The following is a 19,865-nucleotide window of genomic DNA, read 5'->3' on the forward strand; positions in this document are numbered from 1 at the left end:
AAAATCCGCATACAGCTGTACGTTTGGGTGCAGCTGTATTTTTTTGCCCGGACGGGTTGACAACGGTGTGGACTACGTATATACTGTATATATAGAATATAAACAGTGAACACGGAGGTGAGTGCGCATGGCGATTGTACTGTCAAATTCCAGCGGAAAGCCGATTTATGAACAGATCACCGAACAGATCAAATCGGAGATTCTGACGGGCGTGCGGCAGGCGGGAGAACAGATGCCATCCATCCGCACGCTGGCGAAGGATCTGCGCGTGAGTGTAATTACCACCAAGCGCGCCTATGAGGAGCTGGAGCGCGATGGGTTTGTGGAAACCGTGCCGGGACGCGGAACGTATGTGGCGCTTCAAAACAGGCAGGCACTGCGGGAGGAGCAGTATCGGCGGGCAGAGGCAAAGCTGCTGGAGGCTGTTGAAATTGCAAAGGGGGCGGGCATCACCGAGAAAGAGCTGACCGGCTGTCTGCATGAGCTGTATGGAGGTGGAGATGCATGAACGCATTGGAATTGAACGGAATCTGCAAAACGTATCCCGGTTTTACACTGGAAAACATCAGTTTTTCGCTGCCGATGGGTACGATTACCGGCCTCGTCGGGCGCAACGGCGCAGGAAAGACAACGACTCTCAAGAGCATTGTCGGTACGGTGCATCCGGATGGCGGCAGTGTCCGCATTCTGGGACAGGAACTCGGCACGAATGTGATGCAGGATGTCGGTATTGTGTATGATGAGTGCTGTTTCAGCGAAATTCTGACGGCAAAAAATATGAATTCTGTGTTGGGTTCGGTTTATCACAACTGGTCACCTGACCTGTTTCTGGGTCAGTGCGAACGGTACGGCCTGCCGCTGAACAAAAAAATCAAGACGTTTTCACGCGGTATGAAACAGAAGCTGTCGATTGCGGCGGCGCTGGCGCACAGTCCGAAGCTGTTGCTGCTCGACGAGCCGACCGGCGGACTTGACCCGGTCGCGCGCGGCGAAATTCTGGATGATCTCTGGGAATTTATCGAGGATGGACAGCATGCGGTTCTGTTGTCGACACATATCACGACCGATCTCGACCGCATCGCCGACCGCATCCTGATTCTTTCGGACGGACAGCTGAAACTGGACGAGAGCAAGGATGTCCTGCTGGATGAATATTGTGTGCTCCGTGGCAGTCCCGACCAGCTGGATTTGCTGGACAGAGATGAAATTCTTGGTTTCAGGCGGAATGCCTATTCGTTTGAAGCATTGTGCAAGAACCGTGCGGCGATGGCAGAAAAATATCCGGCACTCGTGTGTGACCGCACGGATATCGAACAGGTTCTTGTGCTGCTGGAAGGGAGCGAACAAAAATGACAGGTCTCATCAAGTATGATTTGCTGCAAATTTGCAGCGGCGTAAAGGGCGGTTTTGTCGCTTTATATCTCGTCTTTATGGCTGTTTTGGGCATTGTAAACGACGTTGGCAGCATGTTTTCCTATATTTTTGTCTTTGTCAGCGCGATGTTCGGCATTGCCTCGTTCAGCTATGAGGAAAATTACCATTGGAATCGCTATACTGCGTCGCTGCCGGTGAGCGTTCGTCAGTTGGTATTGGCGCGGTATGGCTCGGTCAGTATCTGCGTTGCCGCAGGCATTGTGGCGAGTGCACTGCTGGGTATCATTTCCTTTGTGGCGGGACATGCGGCGATTACCGGAATGGACTGGCTGCTGATGCTGATTCAGAGCATGCTGTGTGCCGTATTATATATGGAGATTTTAATCCCGATGATGTATCGTTTTGGCGCGGAAAAAGGCCGCATTGTGATGTTGATTCTGTTTGTCGCGCTGTTTGCGGCACTCAGCGTAGTGGGAACGATTGCAGAGGAAGCAACGATGGAGCAGGCAGCCGCACTGGAGCTCTCGATGAAATATATCACCATGGGCAGTGCGGCCGTTGTGTTCGCGTTGCTGCCCGTATCGGTCAGCGCTTCGGTTCGCATTCGGGCGAAAAAGGAATTTTGAGAGCAAGGAAACAATGACACGCAAAAAAGAGCAGCGAGGGCTGCTCTTTTTCTATGCCAGAATCTGTATCATGTCCTGTGGGATGGGCGCAGTAAATTCCATCTGCTGCCTGGTGATTGGATGGTGGAAGGCAAGACGGTATGCGTGCAGCGCCTGCCGCTGGATTACGCTGTAATCGGGATTGTATAAAAAGTCTCCCGGCAGCGGGTGGCCGATGTGCTTCATATGAACACGAATCTGGTGTGTGCGCCCGGTTTCGAGCCGGACGGCGGCGAGGGAAAAACCGTTTTTGACAGTGAGGCGGGTGTAATGAGTGACGGCGCGATCACCGCGCTCCGAGTCAATGATCCGTTCGATGGTGCTGCCATGTGCACGGGCAATCGGCGCATCGATTATACCGCATTCCGGCAGCGTGCCGGTGCAAATGGCACGGTATTCGCGGTGGATTTCGCGGCGGCGCATCTGCTCCGCGAGGATGCAGGCGGAGAGCTCATGTCGTGCGAACAGCACAAGGCCGGAGGTGTCACGGTCGAGCCGACCCACGGAGCGTGCAACAAACGGCTCGCCCTGCTGTGCAAAATAATACGCGAGCGCATTGGACGCCGTGTCGTCGTAATGACCCTGTGACGGGTGCACGGGCATGCCTGCGGGTTTGTCGATGACGATCATATCTTCATCCTCATAGACAATGGACAGCGGCAGCCGGATCGGCTGCATGCGTTCGTTTTGTGCTCCATTGACAATGGCGGCGGACAGGCACTGGCCGGCTTTGAGCTTGACATTGGTGTGCACCGGTGCGCCGTCCAGCAGCAGACCGTTTTCCGTATATTTGGTTTGAATGAGCAGGTGGCGGGAAAAGCCCTGCGCGCGCAGGAAGCGTTCGACCGTGCGGCCTTCCTCCTGTGCGGAAATTTCATATTGTATTCTTGTCCGTATCATACAAAAAAGTGTAGCATATTTTGTGCGAAACCGCAATCCGCTTGTACAAAACGGCGTGGGCGCGTATAATAGAACCGGGCAATCTGTTTTAGACAGGAGGAAAAAATGTGAATGATATGCTGACACGGCTTTGCAGTGCAGACGGTGTGACCGGTTTTGAGGGAAACGCTGTCGCTGTCGCACGAGAACTGCTGGCACCGTACTGTGACCGCACGGAAATCGACCGCTGCGGAAGCGTACTTGGCTGGAAACGCTGCGGCAAACCGAATGCAAAGACCGTCTTATTGGATGCACATCTCGATCAGATCGGCTTTATGGTCACGGATGTACTGGAAGGAGGTTTCCTGCGCTTTACACAGGTGGGCGGCATTGATCCGCGCATGCTGCTCGGTGCGGAGGTGACCATTCTGACCGAAACGCCGCGGTACGGCGTGATTGCATGCATGCCGCCGCATCTGCTGAAGGCGGGAGAAGAGAACAACGCCGTTCCGATGCATGAGATGCTGATCGATACAGGCCTGCTGGACGCGAAGGCGGTTATTCCAATCGGCACGCCGGTTGTATTTGCACAGCCGCCATATGCGCTGACAGAGGGACAGATGACGGGCAAATGCCTCGATGACCGCGCGGGCTTTGCTGCCATTGTGGATGCAATGCGCAGGCTGGAGCATGTGGACCTGTCTGTGGATGTTGTCGTGTGCGGTTCGGTACATGAGGAGACCGATTCGCTGGGCGCACTGACAGCGGCATACCGCGTCCGGCCGGATTATGGCATTGCCGTTGACGTCAGCCATGCAAAGACGCCGGACAGCGGTTCGGATGAGGCGTTTGCGTTTGGCGGCGGTGTGCTGGTTGGCATGGGGCCAAACCTGCACCGCGGACTGACCAATATGCTGCTGCGCACGGCGCGCGCAGAGGAAATCCCGCACCAGATCGAGGTCATGGAGGGCAACACAGGTACAAATGCATGGGATATGCAGGTTGTACGCAGCGGCATTGCAATGGGTTTGCTTTCCATCCCGCTCAAATACATGCACACGCCGATTGAGAACATCCAGCTCTCGGATGTTGAGGCGGTCAGCACACTGATTGCAGCATTTCTGCGCGAATTTACCGGGGAGGTGGCACGGGTATGATAGAAGTATTACAGAAGCTGTGCAGCCTGCCCGGCCCGTCCGGCTGTGAGGACGCAGTGCGCGATTACATCCGCGCACTGGCGGAGCCGGTTGCGGACGAGATTCGGGAGGACAGCATCGGCAATCTGATGGTGTTCCGAAAGGGAAAAAAATCCTGCGGAAAGACAATCATGCTCGCCGCACATATGGACGAAGTCGGTATCATCTGTAAAGGCTATACAGAAGATGGTTGTGTGAAATTCGGCTTTGTCGGCGGTGTAGACCCGCGCGTTGTCATCGGGCGGCGCGTGCTGTTTGACGATGTGCGCGGCGTAGTGGGTATCAAGGCGGTGCACCTGACCACGCGTGAGGAGCGCAAAACCATGCCGAAAACCAAAGATTTGTATATCGACATCGGTGCATCGGACAAAAAAGAAGCGGAAAAACGCGTGCCGCTCGGCACATACGGCGTGTTTGATTCTGCGTGCGTGCCGTTCGGCGATGGACTGCTCAAGGCAAAGGCGATTGATGATCGCGTTGGCTGTGCTGTTTTGCTGACACTGCTTCTCGAACAGCCTGCTGTAGATACCTGGTTCGTGTTCTCTGTACAGGAAGAGGTAGGGCTGCGTGGTGCGCGGTGTGCGGCGTTTGACCTGAATCCGGATATCTGCCTTGTGCTGGAGGGCACGACAGCGGCAGATCTGGCAGAGGTCGACGGAGCAAAGCAGGTCTGCGGCCTGCGCCGCGGCGTTGTCATTCCGTTTATGGATCGTGCGACGATTTACCATCAGGGCATGTTTGAAACACTGCGCAAGCTGGCAGAGGAAAACGGCATTCCATGGCAGACCAAGCACCGTGTTGCGGGCGGTACAGATGCCGGACGCATTCATCTGACGCGTGACGGCGTGGTAACCGGCGCGCTCGCCGCACCGGTACGCTATATTCATTCGCCGTCCTGCGTGGCAGCAATTGACGATATGAACGGCATGCTGGCACTCAGCCGCCGGTTCCTGGAATATATGGGGGAGGATCACCATGAAATTTGATATTTTTGAAGCATTTCGCACACTGTCCATGACCTTTGGGCCGTCCGGGCGGGAGCATGGTATTGCAGAGACAATCACCGAGATAATTGCAGAGGTCGTCCCCCACATAGGCGACTGGGATCATCACACCGATGCGATGAACAATCTGATTTACCACCGTTCCGGCGAGGGAAAGAAGGTTCTGCTCGCGGCACATATGGACTCCATCGGCATTGTTGTGACACACATTAACGACAACGGTTTCGCACGCTTCGCGCAGGTCGGTGGGCTGATGCTGGGCGATTTGATCGACTGCCGCGTGCGCTTTGCCAACGGCACGCGCGGTGTGATTTCCTTTGAAGAAAAGACGGAATATAAAAATCTCGGCTTCGACAATCTGTTCCTCGACATCGGTGCAAAGGACAAAGCACAGGCGGAAGCCAGCATTCAAGTCGGCGATTTTGCTGTATTTGACGGCGAACCGTTTGCCCAGGGTGATATCCTGTGCGGACCGTATCTTGACAACCGCATCGGCTGCCTGACGCTGATCGCCGCAATGGCGCAGATCGAACAGACTGACTGCGACCTGTATGTCGCGTTCACGGCGCAGGAGGAGGTCGGCCTGCGCGGTGCGCAGACTGCGGCGTTTGCCGTCCAGCCAGAATATGCAATTGCGGTCGATGTCACGGATACCGGTGATATGCCGGAGCGCAAATACCCGATGGCAGTCCGTCTCGGTGAAGGCCCGGCTGTCAAGGTCATGGATCGCTCAGTCATCTGCGACCATGATGTGAAGCATACACTGTACCATGCGGCAGAGCAGGCAGGCATTCCGGTTCAGCGCGAAATCATGGAATTTGGCGGTACGGATACCGGCGTGATTCAGCGCACGGCAGGCGGTGTCAAGGCTGGTGCAGTCAGCATCCCGACGCGTTATATCCATTCGCCAAATGAAATGGCAAGCATTTCTGATATCAGAAATGCGGCGACACTGATTGTGCATGCAGTCAGCGGGGGCTTTGAAAAATAAAAGCTTGTTTTTTGAGAAAGTTCCCGTTATTGTGGTATACTGATGATAATAAAACGGAAAAGAGGTGCTGCACATGCATGTATTGGTTGTTGTAGATATGCAGAAGGATTTTATCGATGGCGCGCTGGGCACAAAAGAAGCGCAGGCCATTGTTCCACGGGTTGTGGAAAAAATTGAAAACTTCGACGGGCGGGTGATCGCAACGCGCGACACGCACGGGGAAAACTATCTGCAAACCGCAGAGGGGAAAAAGCTCCCTGTTGTACACTGTATTCAGGGAACGGATGGCTGGCAGCTGCATCCCGATGTTGCGGCGCTGATTTCCCGCAGACCAATTGACAAGCCGACGTTCGGCAGTACAGAGTTGGCAAAGCTGCTGGCGAAATGCCATTCCGATCATACCGTCGACAGCATTACGCTGGTGGGGCTGTGTACCGATATTTGTGTCATTTCCAATGCGCTTTTGCTGAAAGCATTTCTGCCGGAGGTTCCGATCATCGTGGACGCCTCGTGCTGTGCGGGCGTGACACCGGAGAGCCATGAAAATGCGCTGCGTGCCATGGAGATGTGTCAGATTGCGGTTGTCGGAAGATAAGAAAACTGCACAAAATCAAAGCCGGATGGTATGCGCGAAATGAACGAATTTTTCTGAAGCCGGAAAATTTCGTTTGCACGCGTTTATTCAAAAATGGTATAATATCCATATAGAAAAGGAGGGTTTTCTACCATGAAACGAATTAAAGCCGCGTGCCTTCTGCAAACGGTACATTTTCTGCTGAAGGAAGATATGCCGCATGATGCCGCAATGACTGCCGTAAAGGGAGAGGTTGCACAGTATAAGGCACAGCTCGACCGCAGCAATACGAAGTACCAGATTACGGAGGAGACCACGCAGCCGGACGGCTCGATTGTTATCAAGATTCGCAAGCAGTATAATCATCATGATACGGGAGATTATATCTCTTAATAAAAATACAGTTCACCCGAATCCCGCGGCGTATGCCGCGGGATTTTTGCCGGAAGGGAACCTGTTTGGACGGTAAAATGCGATGTTTCAACCCGATCAATTGACATCAATGGTACGAGACGCTATAATAAATCAAATGATGCAAAACACTTGATTTGAAATATGCCACATTCAGAAGGGAAGAAGCCATATGCCACCGAAACCGAAATTTACAAGGGAAGAAGTTATTGACGCTGCGTTGGAGATTGTCAGCGAAAAGGGAATGGAGGCGCTGACCTCCCGCGACCTCGGTGCACGGCTGGGCAGCTCTGCCCGCCCCATTTTTACTGTTTTTCAGAATATGGAGGAATTGCAGCGGGAGGTGCGCATTGCCGCGATGAAGCGGTTTGAAGCGTTTTCGGAAAAAGCCATTCACTATACGCCTGCCTTCAAACAGTTCGGGATGCAGATGATTCTGTTTGCGATGGAGGAACCGAAGCTGTATCAACTGTTGTTTATGGCAGAGAACATCGGTCATCGCAATTTTGACGATGTATTTGACGATCTGGGTGAAACCGCAGTGGTGTGTGTCGATGTCATTCAAAAGGACTATGACTTGGATGCTGAGGAAGCCAGAGCGCTGTTCCAGCAGGTATGGATTTATACGTTCGGGATTGGCGCGCTGTGCGCAGCGCATGTGTGTCATTTCTCTGAGCAGGAAATCAACGACCTGCTGGGTCAGGATTTTACTGCAATGATGTTGCTGATCCGCTCAGGGAAGCAGAATGATCCTACTGTGCAGCCGCGCCCAAAAGTGGACGGCTGACCGTTGGTGAAGCCCGGGCTCAGATAAAAAATACGGCAATTGAAAAATCAATGCTTGACAGCTGGATAGAAACATGGTATTCTGTATTTAGTCAATAAATCCTACTTAACTAATATGTATTATATGAAACAGAGGATATCATGAAACATAAAATTTTTATTCAAAGACTGTATACTGCTTACGGACGAATGTGCCGATGTTGATTGAATCCGAAATCCATCCCATGTTTGTTTGAAAAGGAGTTTATTACAATGAGCGAGAGAACTTTCCACTTTGAGACGTTACAGCTTCACGTAGGCCAGGAGCAGGCCGATCCGGCAACCGATGCACGCGCGGTGCCGATTTACCAGACTACATCGTATGTGTTCCATAACAGCGACCACGCACAGGCACGTTTCGGCCTTTCCGATGCGGGCAATATTTATGGCAGACTGACCAATCCGACAGAGGATGTTTTTGAAAAGCGCATTGCGGCGCTGGAGGGCGGCTCGTCCGCACTGGCAGTTGCATCCGGTGCAGCCGCACTGAGCTATACATTCAAAACGCTCGCGCAGAATGGCGACAACATCGTCGCGGCGAAGACGATTTACGGCGGTACGTATAACTATCTGGCGCACACGCTGCCGAAGGACGGCGTGACCACCAAGTTTGTCGATCCGGATGACATTCAGAATTTTGCCGATGCCATCGACGAAAATACCAAGGCAGTCTTCTTTGAGACGCTGGGCAATCCGAATTCCAACCTGATTGACATTCAGGCCGTTGCGGACATCGCACATGCACAGGGTGTTCCGGTTGTCATCGATTCTACATTTGCAACGCCGTACCTGCTGCGCCCGATTGATTACGGTGCGGATATCGTTGTCCATTCCGCGACGAAGTTCATCGGCGGCCATGGCACGACGCTCGGCGGCGTCATCATCGAGAGCGGCAAGTTCGACTGGAAGGCATCCGGCCGGTTTGCGTCGCTGGTCGATCCGGATCCGAGCTATCATGGCATCAGCTTTGTCGACGCGTGCGGCCCGGCGGCATTCACCACCAAGATTCGTGCGATTCTGCTGCGCGACACCGGTGCAACACTGTCCCCGTTCAATGCATTCCTGTTGTTACAGGGTCTGGAAACGCTCTCTCTGCGCGTGAACGCCATGTAGAGAACACCAAAAAGGTTCTGGAATATCTCCAGTCCCAGCCGTTGGTTGAGTCCATCAACCATCCGTCGCTCGACCCGAAATATAAAGACCTGTATGACAGATATTTCCCGAACGGTGCAGGCTCTATCTTCACCTTCCGCATCAAGGGCGGCGAGAAGGAAGCGAAGAAGTTCATCGATTCGCTTCAGATTTTCTCCATTCTCGCCAATGTCGCGGATGTCAAGTCGCTGGTCATCCATCCGGCAACTACGACCCACAGCCAGTGCACCGAGGCAGAGCTTGAAGATCAGGGCATTTACCCGAACACCATTCGTCTGTCCATCGGCACCGAGCATTATGAAGACATTATCTGGGATCTCGATCAGGCGTTCCGGAAAGTCAACGAGTAAACCGTTCACCTGCCGCAGCTTTCCCCATTCGCGGCAGCTGGCATTGATTTTTTGTTCTGAGAGTAGTACCATGAAAAAGAAGGGTGCTGTGCATTTCTTCCCAACATAATTTTCTGTTTTTATTTCGGAAAAGAGGATGCTATTATGTCTGTGAAAACAAGTATTACACAGCTGATCGGCGGGACACCGCTGCTCGAGCTTGTCAATTATGAAAAAGCCAACAATCTCAACGCACATATTGTCGCCAAGCTGGAATATTTTAATCCGGCAGGCAGTGTCAAGGATCGCGTTGCCAATGCGATGATTGCGGATGCAGAGGCAAAGGGCGTGCTCAAGCCGGGCGCGACCATCATTGAGCCGACCTCCGGCAACACCGGCATCGGTCTGGCGGCTGTCGGTTCGGCGAAGGGTTATCATGTCATTCTGACCATGCCGGAAACGATGAGCATTGAGCGCCGCAAGCTGGTTGCAGCCTATGGTGCAGAGGTTGTCCTGACATCGGGTTCTGCCGGTATGAAGGGCGCCATCGCAAAGGCAGAAGAGCTGGAGAAGTCCATCGACGGTGCAGTTATTCTCGGTCAGTTCGTCAATCCGGCAAACCCGAAGGTGCATTATGAGACCACCGGCCCGGAAATCTGGAAGGATACCGAAGGCAAGGTTGATATTTTTGTCGCCGGTGTCGGCACCGGCGGTACAGTCACCGGTACGGGCAAATATCTGAAGGATCAGAATCCGAATGTCCGGGTTGTCGCGGTTGAGCCTGCAACCTCTCCGGTTCTGTCCAAGGGCACCGCAGGCCCGCATAAGATTCAGGGCATCGGCGCAGGTTTTGTGCCGGATACGCTGGATACGGACGTTTATGACGAAGTCATTGCGGTAGACAACGAAGCAGCGTTTGAAACTGGCCGTGCAATCGCCAAGGCAGAGGGCATTCTGGTCGGCATTTCCTCCGGTGCGGCAGTGTATGCGGCGACTGAGCTGGCAAAGCGTCCGGAAAATGCGGGCAAGACGATTGTTGCCCTGCTGCCGGATACCGGCGAGCGCTATCTGTCGACTGCGCTGTTTGCGGAATAACCCACACAGAAACAGATAAGCCCCATGGCCAGACTTCACGGAACTTCTCCAGGGGTCTGACCGAGGGGCTTTTTTCTATGAAATGATGAAGAGATTGATTGAACAATTGAAAGAAGATCACGACCTGTGTGATGGCGCGCTGGCTGATCTGATCGAGAGCAATGAGCCGGATGATGCCCTGTTCGCTGCGGCGGATGCGGTGCGCCGTGCACAGTACGGCACGGATGTCTATCTGCGCGGCTTGATCGAGTTCACCAATGTGTGCAAAAACAATTGCTATTACTGTGGAATCCGGCGGGATAACACCAAAGAAATGCGCTATCGCCTGACGCCAGAGGAGATTCTGGAGAGCTGTGAAAGCGGCTATCGTATGGGCTTCCGCACGTTTGTGCTGCAGGGTGGAGAAGACCCGCACTGTACAGATGATTTTATCTGTACACTGGTCAATACAATCAAGACACAATTCCCCGACTGTGCCGTAACCCTGTCCATCGGCGAGAAGCCGCGCAGCAGTTATCAGGCCTATTTTGATGCAGGAGCAGACCGATATCTGCTTCGGCATGAAACTGCGAGTGAGGCTCATTACAGAAAGCTGCATCCGCCGGAGTTGAGCCTTACGAACCGGAAGCGATGCCTGTATGACCTGAAGGAAGTCGGGTTTCAGGTCGGCGCTGGTTTTATGGTCGGCTCGCCCGGACAGACAACACGCGAGCTGATTGCAGACCTGCGCTTTTTGCAGCAGCTACAACCGGATATGATTGGTATCGGACCGTTTATCCCGCATCATAACACCCCATTTTTACATGAAAAAGCTGGTACGCTGAAGCTGACATTGCGCATGCTGGCCATTCTTCGGCTGATGTTTCCATATGTCCTGCTGCCGGCGACGACAGCATTGGGAACAATCAGTCCCATCGGTCGGGAACTGGGACTCAAGGCAGGTGCGAATGTCATGATGCCAAATCTGACGCCGCGTCGGGTCAGACAGTATTATGATCTGTATGACAATAAAATCTGTATGGATGAGGAAGCAGCAAAGTGCAGGGCGTGCCAGGAAGGGCGCGTGCGCGGAGCAGGGTATCGCATTGTCTGTGATCGCGGTGATGTATGCAGGTCGATAAAATCAGAAAAAAAGGAACAATAACAGGGGGCAGCTGTCTGGCGCAGATTGCTGGAAGAAACGCTGACGCTGAACAGGTTATCTGAACTATGAGGGAGATGATTTGCAGTGAGAATTTCGACAAAGGGGCGATATGCACTTGCAGTTATGCTGGATTTGTCGATTTATGACACAGGAGAAAATATCTCGATTAAAACAATTGCAAAACGGCTGAATCTCAGCGGAAAATATCTGGAACAGGTCGTTGGTGTGCTCACCAAGGCGGGTTTTGTCAAAAGTGTACGCGGCTCTTCCGGTGGCTATCGGCTGGCAAAGCAACCGAAAGAGTATACTGTGGGTGCCATTTTGCGCCTGACCGAGGGCTCTCTTGCACCGGTGGCCTGTGTGGAGGACGGCGAGCCGGCTTCGGAAGCCGACAGCGGTGTCATTATGACTGTCTGGCAGGAGTTGAACGATGCAATCAACAGTGTGGTAGATCGCATCACGTTGGAAGATCTGGTCGGGCGCAACCAGATGATGGCAGATTACTATTCCATCTGATGATATCCTGCGGATACAGGACAGAAACCCTTGACGGGGAATTTGTGCCGCGTTATACTGAAAAAAATAGTGCAGGGCATGCCAAAAGGTCAGGTGACAGAATGCAATTTCAATATTTTAAACTGGAAATTTTTATTCCGGAGACACATTTTCATGCACTGCAAACAACATTGCAGCAGGTGGATGCCGGGCACATCGGAAATTATGACAGCTGCCTTTCATATAGCCGGGTCACCGGTACCTGGCGGCCGCTGGCGGGCACCGATCCATATATCGGCGTACAAAATGAAATCAGTGAAGAGCCGGAACTGAAGGTTGAGGTCTGTTGTAAGGCGGAAAGACTGGAAGAGACCATGCAGGCAATCAAAGCGGTACATCCGTATGAAGAACCGGTCATCAATGTCATTCCGCTGTACAACACCGGGATATGAATGCAGCAAAGAAAACGAAGAGAGGGGAACGTGCAATGCGTTACGGTTTCCTCTTTTTTCTGCCCGTTGACAGTCCGATGTCAATGCTCTATAATGAAACAAATGATTCAAAACAATGGTTTTAAAACTTATGTTTTAAAATTCCGCAGTATTTCTCTGATAAGTAAGGGTAAATTTTCTGTTGATGAGGGGCAGTTGGTATGAAAGATACTGTGAAACGATCTGAGTGGGTACTCTGCCCGCTTTACCGGGGAAAAACGCGGCTGAAGCTGTTGCCGGAAAACGTGCTGAAAAATTTCCCCCTGTTTTGTCCAAAGTGCAGGAGGGAAATGCTCATCAGCGCAGAACAGTTTACCGTTTCGGTTGTGATGAAGTAGAAAAAAAGAGGATACTTGACTGTAGAGTGAACAGAAAGATCTGACGGGAGCATCGCAGAAACGATATCCGATAAATGGCAGATTGCGGAGAATTTGAGCAAGAAAAGATTGATTTTTGAAATTTTCTATGATAAAATGCAGATGAATTAAAAATGATTAGCCGGCATTTTTGCGTGAAAGTATTGAGGATTGCTAGTCCTCTGTATTTTCACGCTTTTTGTTTTGGCAAAAAGAAAGAGGTACGATATGCAGAAAGAAAATAAAATGGGCGTCATGCCTGTGCCCAGACTGGTGTTATCCATGGCGGTGCCGATTATGATTTCCATGGTGGTGCAATCCATGTATAACATCGTGGACAGCATTTTTGTGGCGCGAATCAACGAACAGGCACTGACAGCGACTTCGCTGGCATATTCCGCCCAGATGCTGCAAATTGCTGTGGCAGTGGGAACCGGTGTCGGTGTCAATGCATTGGTCTCCAGAAGGCTGGGCGCAAAAGAGTATCGGGAAGCAAATGAGGCCGCTACTACCGGGCTGATTCTGACCATGCTCAGTTCTTTGATTTTTGTCCTGTGGGGAATCTGTGGAAGCAGGTCGTTTATCGTGCTGTTTTCGGATGATCCGGCAATTCTGGACTATGGCACCACGTATTTACAGATTTGCCAGACGTATGCGACCGGTATTTTTCTCGCGACATTTTTCCAGAGAATTTTGCAGGCGACAGGAAGAACTGTTTCCAGCATGTTTGCCCAACTGGCAGGTGCGGTTGTCAATCTGATTCTCGATCCCATTATGATTTTTGGATATTTTGGCTGTCCCGCAATGGGGATCGCGGGAGCGGCAATTGCCACTGTCATCGGGCAGTGGGCTTCGGCATTGTGTGGTATTTTGCTACAGGTGATACAGAACAAGGAATTGCGGTTTGCCTGGAAAGGCTTTCGCATGAAAGCTGCCAATGTGCTGACAATTTATCAGGTTGGCATTCCGACTATCGTCACACAGGCATTTGGCAGTGTGATGATTGCACTGATGAATATGGTACTCATCGTATTTTCTTCGACTGCTGTGGCATTTTTTGGCGTATACTTTAAATTACAGAACTTCCTGTTTATGCCGCTCAATGGCATGGGACAGGCATCGCTTCCGGTTGTCGGGTACAATTACGGAGCAAACCGACTGAAACGGGTGGAGGAAACCTATCGCACTACGATCAGATATGGATTGGTTATCGCATGCATTGGCGCTGTCATTTTCATGACAATCCCAGGCCTGCTTTTGGATGCCTTTTCCGCAAGCGATGTTATGAAACAAATGGGCATTCCAGCTCTGCGGATTATCTGTATCAGTTTCCTTCCGGCATCGGTCACAATGATGATTGGCTATACGGTTTCCGGACTGGGAAATGGAATAGTGAATATGATTTCCACAGCAATCCGCCAGTGCATCGTGCTGATTCCTGTTGTGTTGCTCTTCGGAAAGCTGGGACGAATCGATGTAATCTGGTTTGCTTTCTGGATTTCAGAAGCCTGTGCGCTGATTTTCGCAGGCATTCAGCTGCGCAAAAACATGGAGCGGGTGAGGAAAATCGGCAGAAACAGAGGAACTGCGATGTGAAAAGAGCGCTGTGTAAAAATGAGGCCATCTCCCGATGGCCTCATTTGTGTGTGTGAAATCGGATGCTCCAATATCCCGCAGCGGCTTGCAAAGTCGGCTGTAATGTGATAAACCATATGGTAGAAAGAAGTACAAGCAGATGCTTCGACGGAATTGCTGTCGACAGCAGACGGTCTGCCTGTCTTGCAGGTACTTTGAAATAAGGAGGAGTTTTTGTGATAAAAGTTGTATTTCTGGAACCGCTTGGCGTGGCAATGGAAAAGTTTACCGCAGATGCCAAGACTGTGATCGGTGACCGCGCGGAGCTGGTCTTTTATCCTGACCGCGTGACTGATGTTCCGACCCTGATTGAACGCAGCAAAGACGCAGATATCGTCGTACTGTCTAATTTCAAGTACCCGCGTGAGGTCATCGAGGCATGCCCAAAGCTGAAAATGATCTGTGTCGCGTTTACAGGCGTTGATCACATTGATGCGGCATGCTGTAAGGAGCGCGGCATTATGATCTGCAACTGTGCGGGCTATTCTACCTCGGCTGTCGCTGATCTCGTGTTCGGCATGCTGATTACGCTGGCGAGAAATATCATCCCATGTAACGAGGTTGTCCGCAAGGGCGGCACGAAGGACGGTCTGGTCGGTTTCGAGCTGGAAGGCAAGGCCTTTGGTATTGTTGGCACGGGCGCCATCGGCCTGCGTGTGGCTTCCATCGCACAGGCGTTTGGCTGCAACGTCTATGCCTACAGCCGTACCAGGAAGGACATTCCGGGCATTACTTACGTATCGCTCGATGAACTGATGGCAACCTGTGATATCGTATCGTTGCATGTTCCGTCTACTCCGGCAACCAAGGGACTTATCAATGCGGACAACCTCGCGCTGATGAAGCCGGGGGCAATTCTGATTAACACCGCGCGCGGCCCGGTTGTCGATTCCGAAGCGCTTGCCGCAGCGCTGACGGAAGGCCGTCTTGCCGGGGCATGCATTGATGTCTTTGAGGATGAGCCGCCGCTTGACCCGTCACATCCGCTGCTGCATGCGCCCAATGTCATCGCAACGCCACATGTCGCCTTTGCCACAAAGCAAGCGTTTGAAAAGCGTGCGGTCATTGTCTACGAAAATATTCGGTGCTATCTGGACGGACACCCGCAGAACGTCGTGCAATGAATACACAGTATATCCGCAGGATGTGAATGCACCGGAAGGGCATTACCACGATTGCGTGACAAAAGCAGTTGTCAACGGGCGGGAGAGTCTCCTTGCAAAGCTGGCTGATGTGAGAGGGGGTTATTCCAGAATCATTCCGTCGGTGGAGATGGTCACAACCTGCAAGGGAATACATTTGCCGCTCGCCTGCAGCGCGTGTCTGACTGCGTGCTCCATGCCGCCGCAGCAGGGTACCTCCATGCGGACGATTGTCACGCTTTGGATGTTGTTGCCCGCAATGATCTGTGTCAGTTTGTCGGAATAATCGACGCTGTCCAACTTGGGACAGCCGATGAGTGTGATGCTGTTTTTGATGAATGTGTTGTGGAAATCACCGTAGGCATAAGCGGTACAGTCGGCGGCAATCAGCAGGTCAGCGCCGTCAAAATATGGCGCGTTCACCGGAATGAGCTTGATCTGTACCGGCCACTGGGACAGTCGGCTGACGACAGGCGCTGCTGTCTGACGGATGCCGGATGACTCCCCATGATGAATTGCCCGTGACTGTGTGCCCGGACAGCCGCACGGAAGTGCATTTGCCTTTTGTGCCTTTGCCGCCTGCACAGCGGCTTCGTCATAAGCGGGAGCTTCGCGTTCCTCAAAGGAAATTGCATTGGTCGGGCATGCGGGCAGGCAGTCGCCCAGACCGTCGCAGTAATCCTCGCGCAGCAGCTGTGCCTTGCCGTTTACCATGCCGATGGCGCCCTCATGACAGGCACTGGCGCATGCGCCACAGCCGTTACATTTTTCTGCATCTATTTTGATAATCTTGCGAATCATCGTTATTACCTCCTGAAATTTGTGAGCGATTCACTTACTGAGGATATCTTACACGGTTGAGGGAAGACTATATGTTGGAATTCCAACGAACGGAGCGAAAGATGGAACAATATTTTGAATCGCTGAAGACCTGTCCGTTATTTGATGGGATCGGACAATCAGAGCTGCCCGGCATGCTGAACTGCATAGAGGCGCATGTATCTGCCTATATAAAAAATCAGACAATCTTGCGCGAGGGTGACCCGGTGGGAACCGTCGGTATTGTCCTTTCGGGCAGGATACAGGTGGAAAAAAACGACTATAATGGCAACCGCACGCTGCTCGCCCGGCTCGAGCCGCCGGAGCTGTTCGGAGAGGCGTTTGCCTGTGCCGGAGTACAGCGGCTGCCGGTCAGTGTGACCGCCGTACAGGACAGTGAGGTTATGCTGATCCCATGTAAACGGATGATAACCGCGTGTGCGAACTGCTGTGCATTTCACACGCGCGTGATTCATAATCTCCTGCACATTGTCGCGGAGAAAAATCTGATGCTGAATCAGAAAATCGAAGTTATCTCCAAACGCACCACAAAGGAAAAACTGATGGCATTCCTTCTGGTGCAGGCAAAGCAGCACAACAGCCGGATGTTTTCCATTCCGTATGACAGGCAGGCACTTGCCGATTATCTCGGCGTGGAGCGCAGCGCAATGTCTGCGGAACTGGGCAGGCTGCGCAGGGAGGGAAAAATTGATTTTTACAAAAATCAGTTTAAGCTATTGTGAATACAGACGGCCGCAGCGCCGGAGAGCAGGACTATATTCCCGTTTTCCGGCGCTGTTTTTTATGCAGTTGGACAGGCAGACAAAAACCCGATTCCACAATCGGAACCGGGTTTTGCCTGAGAGACGGTATATACAATGTGAGTGGAGAGTTATTCCTCCATATTACGGAGTGACTGGCGGTATTTGCCGGGAGGAAGCCCGACATATTTGCTGAACATGGTGTTCAGATGGCTGATCGAACTGAAGCCAAGCATGTCTGCAATGTCACCGATGGGAATAGAAGTGTCCATCAGCAGACTCTGTGCTTCACCGATGCGGCGCCGCATGACATACTGCATCGGCGGAATACCGAATTCATCTTTAAAAATATGGGAGAGATAGTATTCATTGACATTCAGCTCGCGCGCAATGGCGGACAGCGTGAGGGATTCGCGGTAATGTTCATCCAGATAATTGCGGATGCGGTCTGCTGTAGCGGAAGCGGAAGAACGCGGCTTTTTTGATTCGTTCTGGCTGCGGCTGTTGAGCATTTCATAGATCAGAAGAATCAGAGACAGCGCCATACAGTCACAGATATCGCTCAGATGCTTTTTATCAGAATGCAATAAATAGATGAGGCGGAACATTTCGCCGATCTGATCGGAGATCAAACCGCAGGAAACCACTGGGGGTTCACCTTTTGCGCAAAGGCAGTTGTCCGGGAGACCAGACAGGGCCAGATCACAGATCCCTACACTGTAGGAACGGAGATTCTTGGCAAAGGCACAGCTCTTGCTGTGTAGCAGACCGGCATTGATGATAACAATATCCCCCTTGCGGATGTTGTAATATTGTCCGTCAACCATGTATTGTCCTTCGCCCTGGTAGACAAAAACAATTCGAGATAATTCTTGTGCGCGTGAGGCAAAAACACATGTTTGCTGCTGTGTTCCTCGTTGATAAAGTGACTGTTGATGCATTGGGGAATACACTCGCCGCGCAGGCGGCTTTTCAGAAAATTTGACTGACGCATAAAACCTTCCACTCATCTCGAAAGGAATTTTACCATGATTTACAGATAATTTCTTTACAACGTCTTGTTAAATGTACGGAAAAATTGTCAAATTATTGCGATTTATCACGTATAACAACTTTATGATTACATTTTGGTGATATTGTGAAAGACAAAGAAAAATTGTGCTATCTGACCGGAAATAGCAATAATATGCAAGTCATTTTGTGAAAACGCGAAAAAAGCCCCGAAAAAGGCGTTTTTTTCAGCAATAATCGGTTAACGGATTTTTACGCTGTTTTGCTATAATTTAGGCATGAAGTTGAGAGCTGCGGACGACAGAATATCCGTGCTGTTTGGTGCGGAATCAGGGTAGAAATGCCGATTCAGCCGCTTCGCGGGAAACCATCTGTTGGCTGCTGTAAATCAGTACAGGGACAGATACAACACGTAAATTCGTGGCATCTCAGCCACAAAAAAGGAGAGAATGATTATGAAAAAGGTACGTATTGGTCTTCTGGGTGCAGGCCGCATTGGCAAGCTGCACGGTGAAAATCTGGCGCACGCTGTTCCGAGCGCAGAGCTGTATGCGGTTGCAGATCCGTTTATGAACGACGCAACCCGTGAGTGGGCAGCATCCATGGGTATTGAAAAATGCTATGATGATCCGGAAAAGATTTTCTCTGATCCGTCCATCGAGGCAGTCTTCATCTGCTCTTCCACCAACACCCATGCAGAGTTCATCATGCGCGCTGCAAAGTCTGGCAAGCATATCTTCTGCGAGAAGCCGATTGACACCGATCTGAACAAGATCCGTGAGGCACTGGCTGCTGTAGAAGAGGCAGGTGTCAAGCTGCAGGTAGGCTTTGTCCGCCGCTTTGACCACAACCATAAGATGGTTCGTGATACCGTTGCTTCCGGCAAGCTGGGTGCACCGCACATCGTCAAGGTTACCTCCCGCGACCCGGATCATCAGTCGATGGATTACATCAAGGTTTCCGGCGGCATCTTCATGGATATGACCATTCATGATTTCGATATGGTTCGCTATCTGGCAGGCAGCGAGGTTACTGAGGTAACTGCATACGGTGCAGCTCTGTCCGGCGCAGGCTATGACCAGTACGACGATGTTGATACGGCTATCATCATGATGAAGTTTGAAAACGGCGCACTCGGCGTCATTGACAACAGCCGCGCCGCACATTACGGCTACGATCAGCGCACGGAAGTTCATTGCGACAAGGGTTGCGTACAGGTTTCCAACGACCTGAACGATATGTCCATGATCTCCACGGCAGAGGGCGTTGAAATCGCAAAGCCGACCTGGTTCTTCCTGGAGCGCTACAACAATGCGTTCATCTCCGAGGCAAAGGAATTCACCGAGGCTGTCCTGAACGACACCGAGACTCCGGTAACCGGCATCGACGGCATCCAGCCGGTCAAGATCGCACTGGCTGCTGCGAAGTCTCTGAAGGAAGGCCGTCCGGTTAAGATCAGCGAAGTAGAGTAATTTATCTATTGGGCTGCTCCGGGTGGGAAATCATCCGGAGCAGA

General features: G+C 51.8%; 21 protein-coding genes and 1 pseudogene. 19 read left to right on the plus strand and 3 right to left on the minus strand.

Annotated elements, in window-relative coordinates; genetic code table 11:
* Positions 1-127 precede the first annotated feature (127 nt).
* The 3 genes from CBW42_RS02770 to CBW42_RS02780 are packed head-to-tail and all read left to right on the plus strand — an operon-like array spanning position 128 to position 2,000.
* Positions 128-508, plus strand: coding sequence for a GntR family transcriptional regulator (locus CBW42_RS02770; protein WP_087017524.1), 381 nt, complete (start codon positions 128-130; stop codon positions 506-508).
* Positions 505-1,353: an ABC transporter ATP-binding protein gene (locus CBW42_RS02775; protein ID WP_087017527.1), complete on the plus strand. Its 849-nt coding sequence runs from the start codon at positions 505-507 to the stop codon at positions 1,351-1,353. Before CBW42_RS02770 ends, CBW42_RS02775 begins: the two co-directional genes overlap by 4 nt.
* The gene (locus tag CBW42_RS02780) at positions 1,350-2,000 is read left to right on the plus strand and encodes an ABC-2 transporter permease (protein ID WP_087017529.1); all 651 of its coding nucleotides are present in this window, start codon (positions 1,350-1,352) and stop codon (positions 1,998-2,000) included. Before CBW42_RS02775 ends, CBW42_RS02780 begins: the two co-directional genes overlap by 4 nt.
* Positions 2,001-2,051: 51 nt before the next feature.
* On the opposite strand, the gene CBW42_RS02785 is transcribed toward CBW42_RS02780, so the two are convergent.
* On the minus strand, positions 2,052-2,939 hold the full coding sequence (locus tag CBW42_RS02785) for an RluA family pseudouridine synthase (RefSeq protein WP_087017531.1): 888 nt from the start codon (positions 2,937-2,939) through the stop codon (positions 2,052-2,054).
* Between the two features lie 116 nt (positions 2,940-3,055).
* Between CBW42_RS02785 and CBW42_RS02790 the strand changes: the two genes are divergently transcribed.
* The 14 genes and pseudogenes from CBW42_RS02790 to CBW42_RS02855 all read left to right on the plus strand — a co-directional run bounded on the left by CBW42_RS02790 (position 3,056) and on the right by CBW42_RS02855 (position 15,740).
* A complete protein-coding gene (locus CBW42_RS02790; RefSeq protein ID WP_242969773.1) occupies positions 3,056-4,075 on the plus strand; it encodes a M42 family metallopeptidase in 1,020 nt (339 codons plus the stop codon).
* Positions 4,072-5,100, plus strand: a complete 1,029-nt coding sequence (locus CBW42_RS02795) for a M42 family metallopeptidase (RefSeq protein WP_087017536.1) — start codon at positions 4,072-4,074, stop codon at positions 5,098-5,100. Before CBW42_RS02790 ends, CBW42_RS02795 begins: the two co-directional genes overlap by 4 nt.
* Positions 5,090-6,109 carry a M42 family metallopeptidase gene (locus CBW42_RS02800; protein WP_087017538.1) on the plus strand — a complete coding sequence of 340 codons (1,020 nt, stop codon included), beginning with the start codon at positions 5,090-5,092 and terminating at the stop codon, positions 6,107-6,109. The genes CBW42_RS02795 and CBW42_RS02800 overlap by 11 nt, the downstream gene beginning before the upstream one ends.
* Positions 6,110-6,182: 73 nt before the next feature.
* On the plus strand, positions 6,183-6,704 hold the full coding sequence (locus CBW42_RS02805; protein WP_087017540.1) for a cysteine hydrolase family protein: 522 nt from the start codon (positions 6,183-6,185) through the stop codon (positions 6,702-6,704).
* A gap of 132 nt (positions 6,705-6,836) precedes the next feature.
* Complete coding sequence (locus CBW42_RS02810; RefSeq protein WP_087017542.1) at positions 6,837-7,076, plus strand: hypothetical protein; 240 nt, start codon at positions 6,837-6,839, stop codon at positions 7,074-7,076.
* Positions 7,077-7,266: 190 nt separating this feature from the next.
* Positions 7,267-7,881: a TetR/AcrR family transcriptional regulator gene (locus tag CBW42_RS02815; RefSeq protein ID WP_087017543.1), complete on the plus strand. Its 615-nt coding sequence runs from the start codon at positions 7,267-7,269 to the stop codon at positions 7,879-7,881.
* A gap of 251 nt (positions 7,882-8,132) precedes the next feature.
* Positions 8,133-9,421, plus strand: a pseudogene (locus CBW42_RS02820) (O-acetylhomoserine aminocarboxypropyltransferase/cysteine synthase family protein).
* 144 nt (positions 9,422-9,565) lie between these two features.
* Positions 9,566-10,495 (plus strand): cysteine synthase A, encoded by a 930-nt coding sequence (gene cysK, locus CBW42_RS02825; RefSeq protein WP_087017545.1) that lies wholly within the window; start codon positions 9,566-9,568, stop codon positions 10,493-10,495.
* Between the two features lie 85 nt (positions 10,496-10,580).
* Entirely contained in the window at positions 10,581-11,639 is a 1,059-nt protein-coding gene (hydE, locus tag CBW42_RS02830; RefSeq protein ID WP_087017794.1) for a [FeFe] hydrogenase H-cluster radical SAM maturase HydE, read from the plus strand.
* An 84-nt stretch (positions 11,640-11,723) separates the two neighbouring features.
* Complete coding sequence (locus tag CBW42_RS02835; protein WP_087017547.1) at positions 11,724-12,155, plus strand: RrF2 family transcriptional regulator; 432 nt, start codon at positions 11,724-11,726, stop codon at positions 12,153-12,155.
* A 101-nt stretch (positions 12,156-12,256) separates the two neighbouring features.
* A complete protein-coding gene (gene cutA, locus CBW42_RS02840; RefSeq protein WP_087017548.1) occupies positions 12,257-12,586 on the plus strand; it encodes a divalent cation tolerance protein CutA in 330 nt (109 codons plus the stop codon).
* A gap of 200 nt (positions 12,587-12,786) precedes the next feature.
* Entirely contained in the window at positions 12,787-12,963 is a 177-nt protein-coding gene (locus tag CBW42_RS02845) for a cysteine-rich KTR domain-containing protein (RefSeq protein WP_330395835.1), read from the plus strand.
* A 246-nt stretch (positions 12,964-13,209) separates the two neighbouring features.
* The gene (locus CBW42_RS02850) at positions 13,210-14,577 is read left to right on the plus strand and encodes an MATE family efflux transporter (RefSeq protein WP_087017550.1); all 1,368 of its coding nucleotides are present in this window, start codon (positions 13,210-13,212) and stop codon (positions 14,575-14,577) included.
* Positions 14,578-14,795: 218 nt separating this feature from the next.
* Positions 14,796-15,740, plus strand: coding sequence for a 2-hydroxyacid dehydrogenase (locus CBW42_RS02855; RefSeq protein WP_087017798.1), 945 nt, complete (start codon positions 14,796-14,798; stop codon positions 15,738-15,740).
* Positions 15,741-15,860: 120 nt separating this feature from the next.
* Here the strand turns inward: CBW42_RS02855 and CBW42_RS02860 are convergent, their stop codons facing one another.
* Complete coding sequence (locus CBW42_RS02860; RefSeq protein WP_087017552.1) at positions 15,861-16,559, minus strand: ATP-binding protein; 699 nt, start codon at positions 16,557-16,559, stop codon at positions 15,861-15,863.
* Positions 16,560-16,660: 101 nt separating this feature from the next.
* On the opposite strand from CBW42_RS02860, the gene CBW42_RS02865 reads away from it, so the two are divergent.
* A complete protein-coding gene (locus CBW42_RS02865; protein WP_087017554.1) occupies positions 16,661-17,320 on the plus strand; it encodes a Crp/Fnr family transcriptional regulator in 660 nt (219 codons plus the stop codon).
* 149 nt (positions 17,321-17,469) lie between these two features.
* On the opposite strand, the gene CBW42_RS02870 is transcribed toward CBW42_RS02865, so the two are convergent.
* Positions 17,470-18,348 (minus strand): AraC family transcriptional regulator, encoded by an 879-nt coding sequence (locus CBW42_RS02870; protein ID WP_087017556.1) that lies wholly within the window; start codon positions 18,346-18,348, stop codon positions 17,470-17,472.
* Between the two features lie 456 nt (positions 18,349-18,804).
* Here CBW42_RS02870 and iolG point away from each other — a divergent pair, with 456 nt between their 5' ends.
* A complete protein-coding gene (gene iolG, locus CBW42_RS02875; RefSeq protein ID WP_205703601.1) occupies positions 18,805-19,821 on the plus strand; it encodes an inositol 2-dehydrogenase in 1,017 nt (338 codons plus the stop codon).
* Positions 19,822-19,865: the final 44 nt, after the last annotated feature.

The organism is Butyricicoccus porcorum (assembly GCF_002157465.1).
Lineage (GTDB): Bacteria > Bacillota > Clostridia > Oscillospirales > Butyricicoccaceae > Butyricicoccus_A > Butyricicoccus_A porcorum.

Coding starts and splice junctions, on each gene's coding strand:
- cutA (WP_087017548.1), top strand. CDS start 12,257: ATGCAATTTCAATATTTTAAACTGGAAATTTTTATTCCGGAGACACAT.
- CBW42_RS02845 (WP_330395835.1), top strand. CDS start 12,787: ATGAAAGATACTGTGAAACGATCTGAGTGGGTACTCTGCCCGCTTTAC.
- CBW42_RS02815 (WP_087017543.1), top strand. CDS start 7,267: ATGCCACCGAAACCGAAATTTACAAGGGAAGAAGTTATTGACGCTGCG.
- CBW42_RS02780 (WP_087017529.1), top strand. CDS start 1,350: ATGACAGGTCTCATCAAGTATGATTTGCTGCAAATTTGCAGCGGCGTA.
- CBW42_RS02870 (WP_087017556.1), bottom strand. CDS start 18,348: ATGAGTGGAAGGTTTTATGCGTCAGTCAAATTTTCTGAAAAGCCGCCT.
- cysK (WP_087017545.1), top strand. CDS start 9,566: ATGTCTGTGAAAACAAGTATTACACAGCTGATCGGCGGGACACCGCTG.
- CBW42_RS02790 (WP_242969773.1), top strand. CDS start 3,056: ATGCTGACACGGCTTTGCAGTGCAGACGGTGTGACCGGTTTTGAGGGA.
- CBW42_RS02800 (WP_087017538.1), top strand. CDS start 5,090: ATGAAATTTGATATTTTTGAAGCATTTCGCACACTGTCCATGACCTTT.
- CBW42_RS02795 (WP_087017536.1), top strand. CDS start 4,072: ATGATAGAAGTATTACAGAAGCTGTGCAGCCTGCCCGGCCCGTCCGGC.
- iolG (WP_205703601.1), top strand. CDS start 18,805: ATGAAAAAGGTACGTATTGGTCTTCTGGGTGCAGGCCGCATTGGCAAG.
- CBW42_RS02860 (WP_087017552.1), bottom strand. CDS start 16,559: ATGATTCGCAAGATTATCAAAATAGATGCAGAAAAATGTAACGGCTGT.
- CBW42_RS02810 (WP_087017542.1), top strand. CDS start 6,837: ATGAAACGAATTAAAGCCGCGTGCCTTCTGCAAACGGTACATTTTCTG.
- CBW42_RS02865 (WP_087017554.1), top strand. CDS start 16,661: ATGGAACAATATTTTGAATCGCTGAAGACCTGTCCGTTATTTGATGGG.
- CBW42_RS02805 (WP_087017540.1), top strand. CDS start 6,183: ATGCATGTATTGGTTGTTGTAGATATGCAGAAGGATTTTATCGATGGC.
- CBW42_RS02785 (WP_087017531.1), bottom strand. CDS start 2,939: ATGATACGGACAAGAATACAATATGAAATTTCCGCACAGGAGGAAGGC.
- CBW42_RS02770 (WP_087017524.1), top strand. CDS start 128: ATGGCGATTGTACTGTCAAATTCCAGCGGAAAGCCGATTTATGAACAG.
- hydE (WP_087017794.1), top strand. CDS start 10,581: ATGAAGAGATTGATTGAACAATTGAAAGAAGATCACGACCTGTGTGAT.
- CBW42_RS02850 (WP_087017550.1), top strand. CDS start 13,210: ATGCAGAAAGAAAATAAAATGGGCGTCATGCCTGTGCCCAGACTGGTG.
- CBW42_RS02775 (WP_087017527.1), top strand. CDS start 505: ATGAACGCATTGGAATTGAACGGAATCTGCAAAACGTATCCCGGTTTT.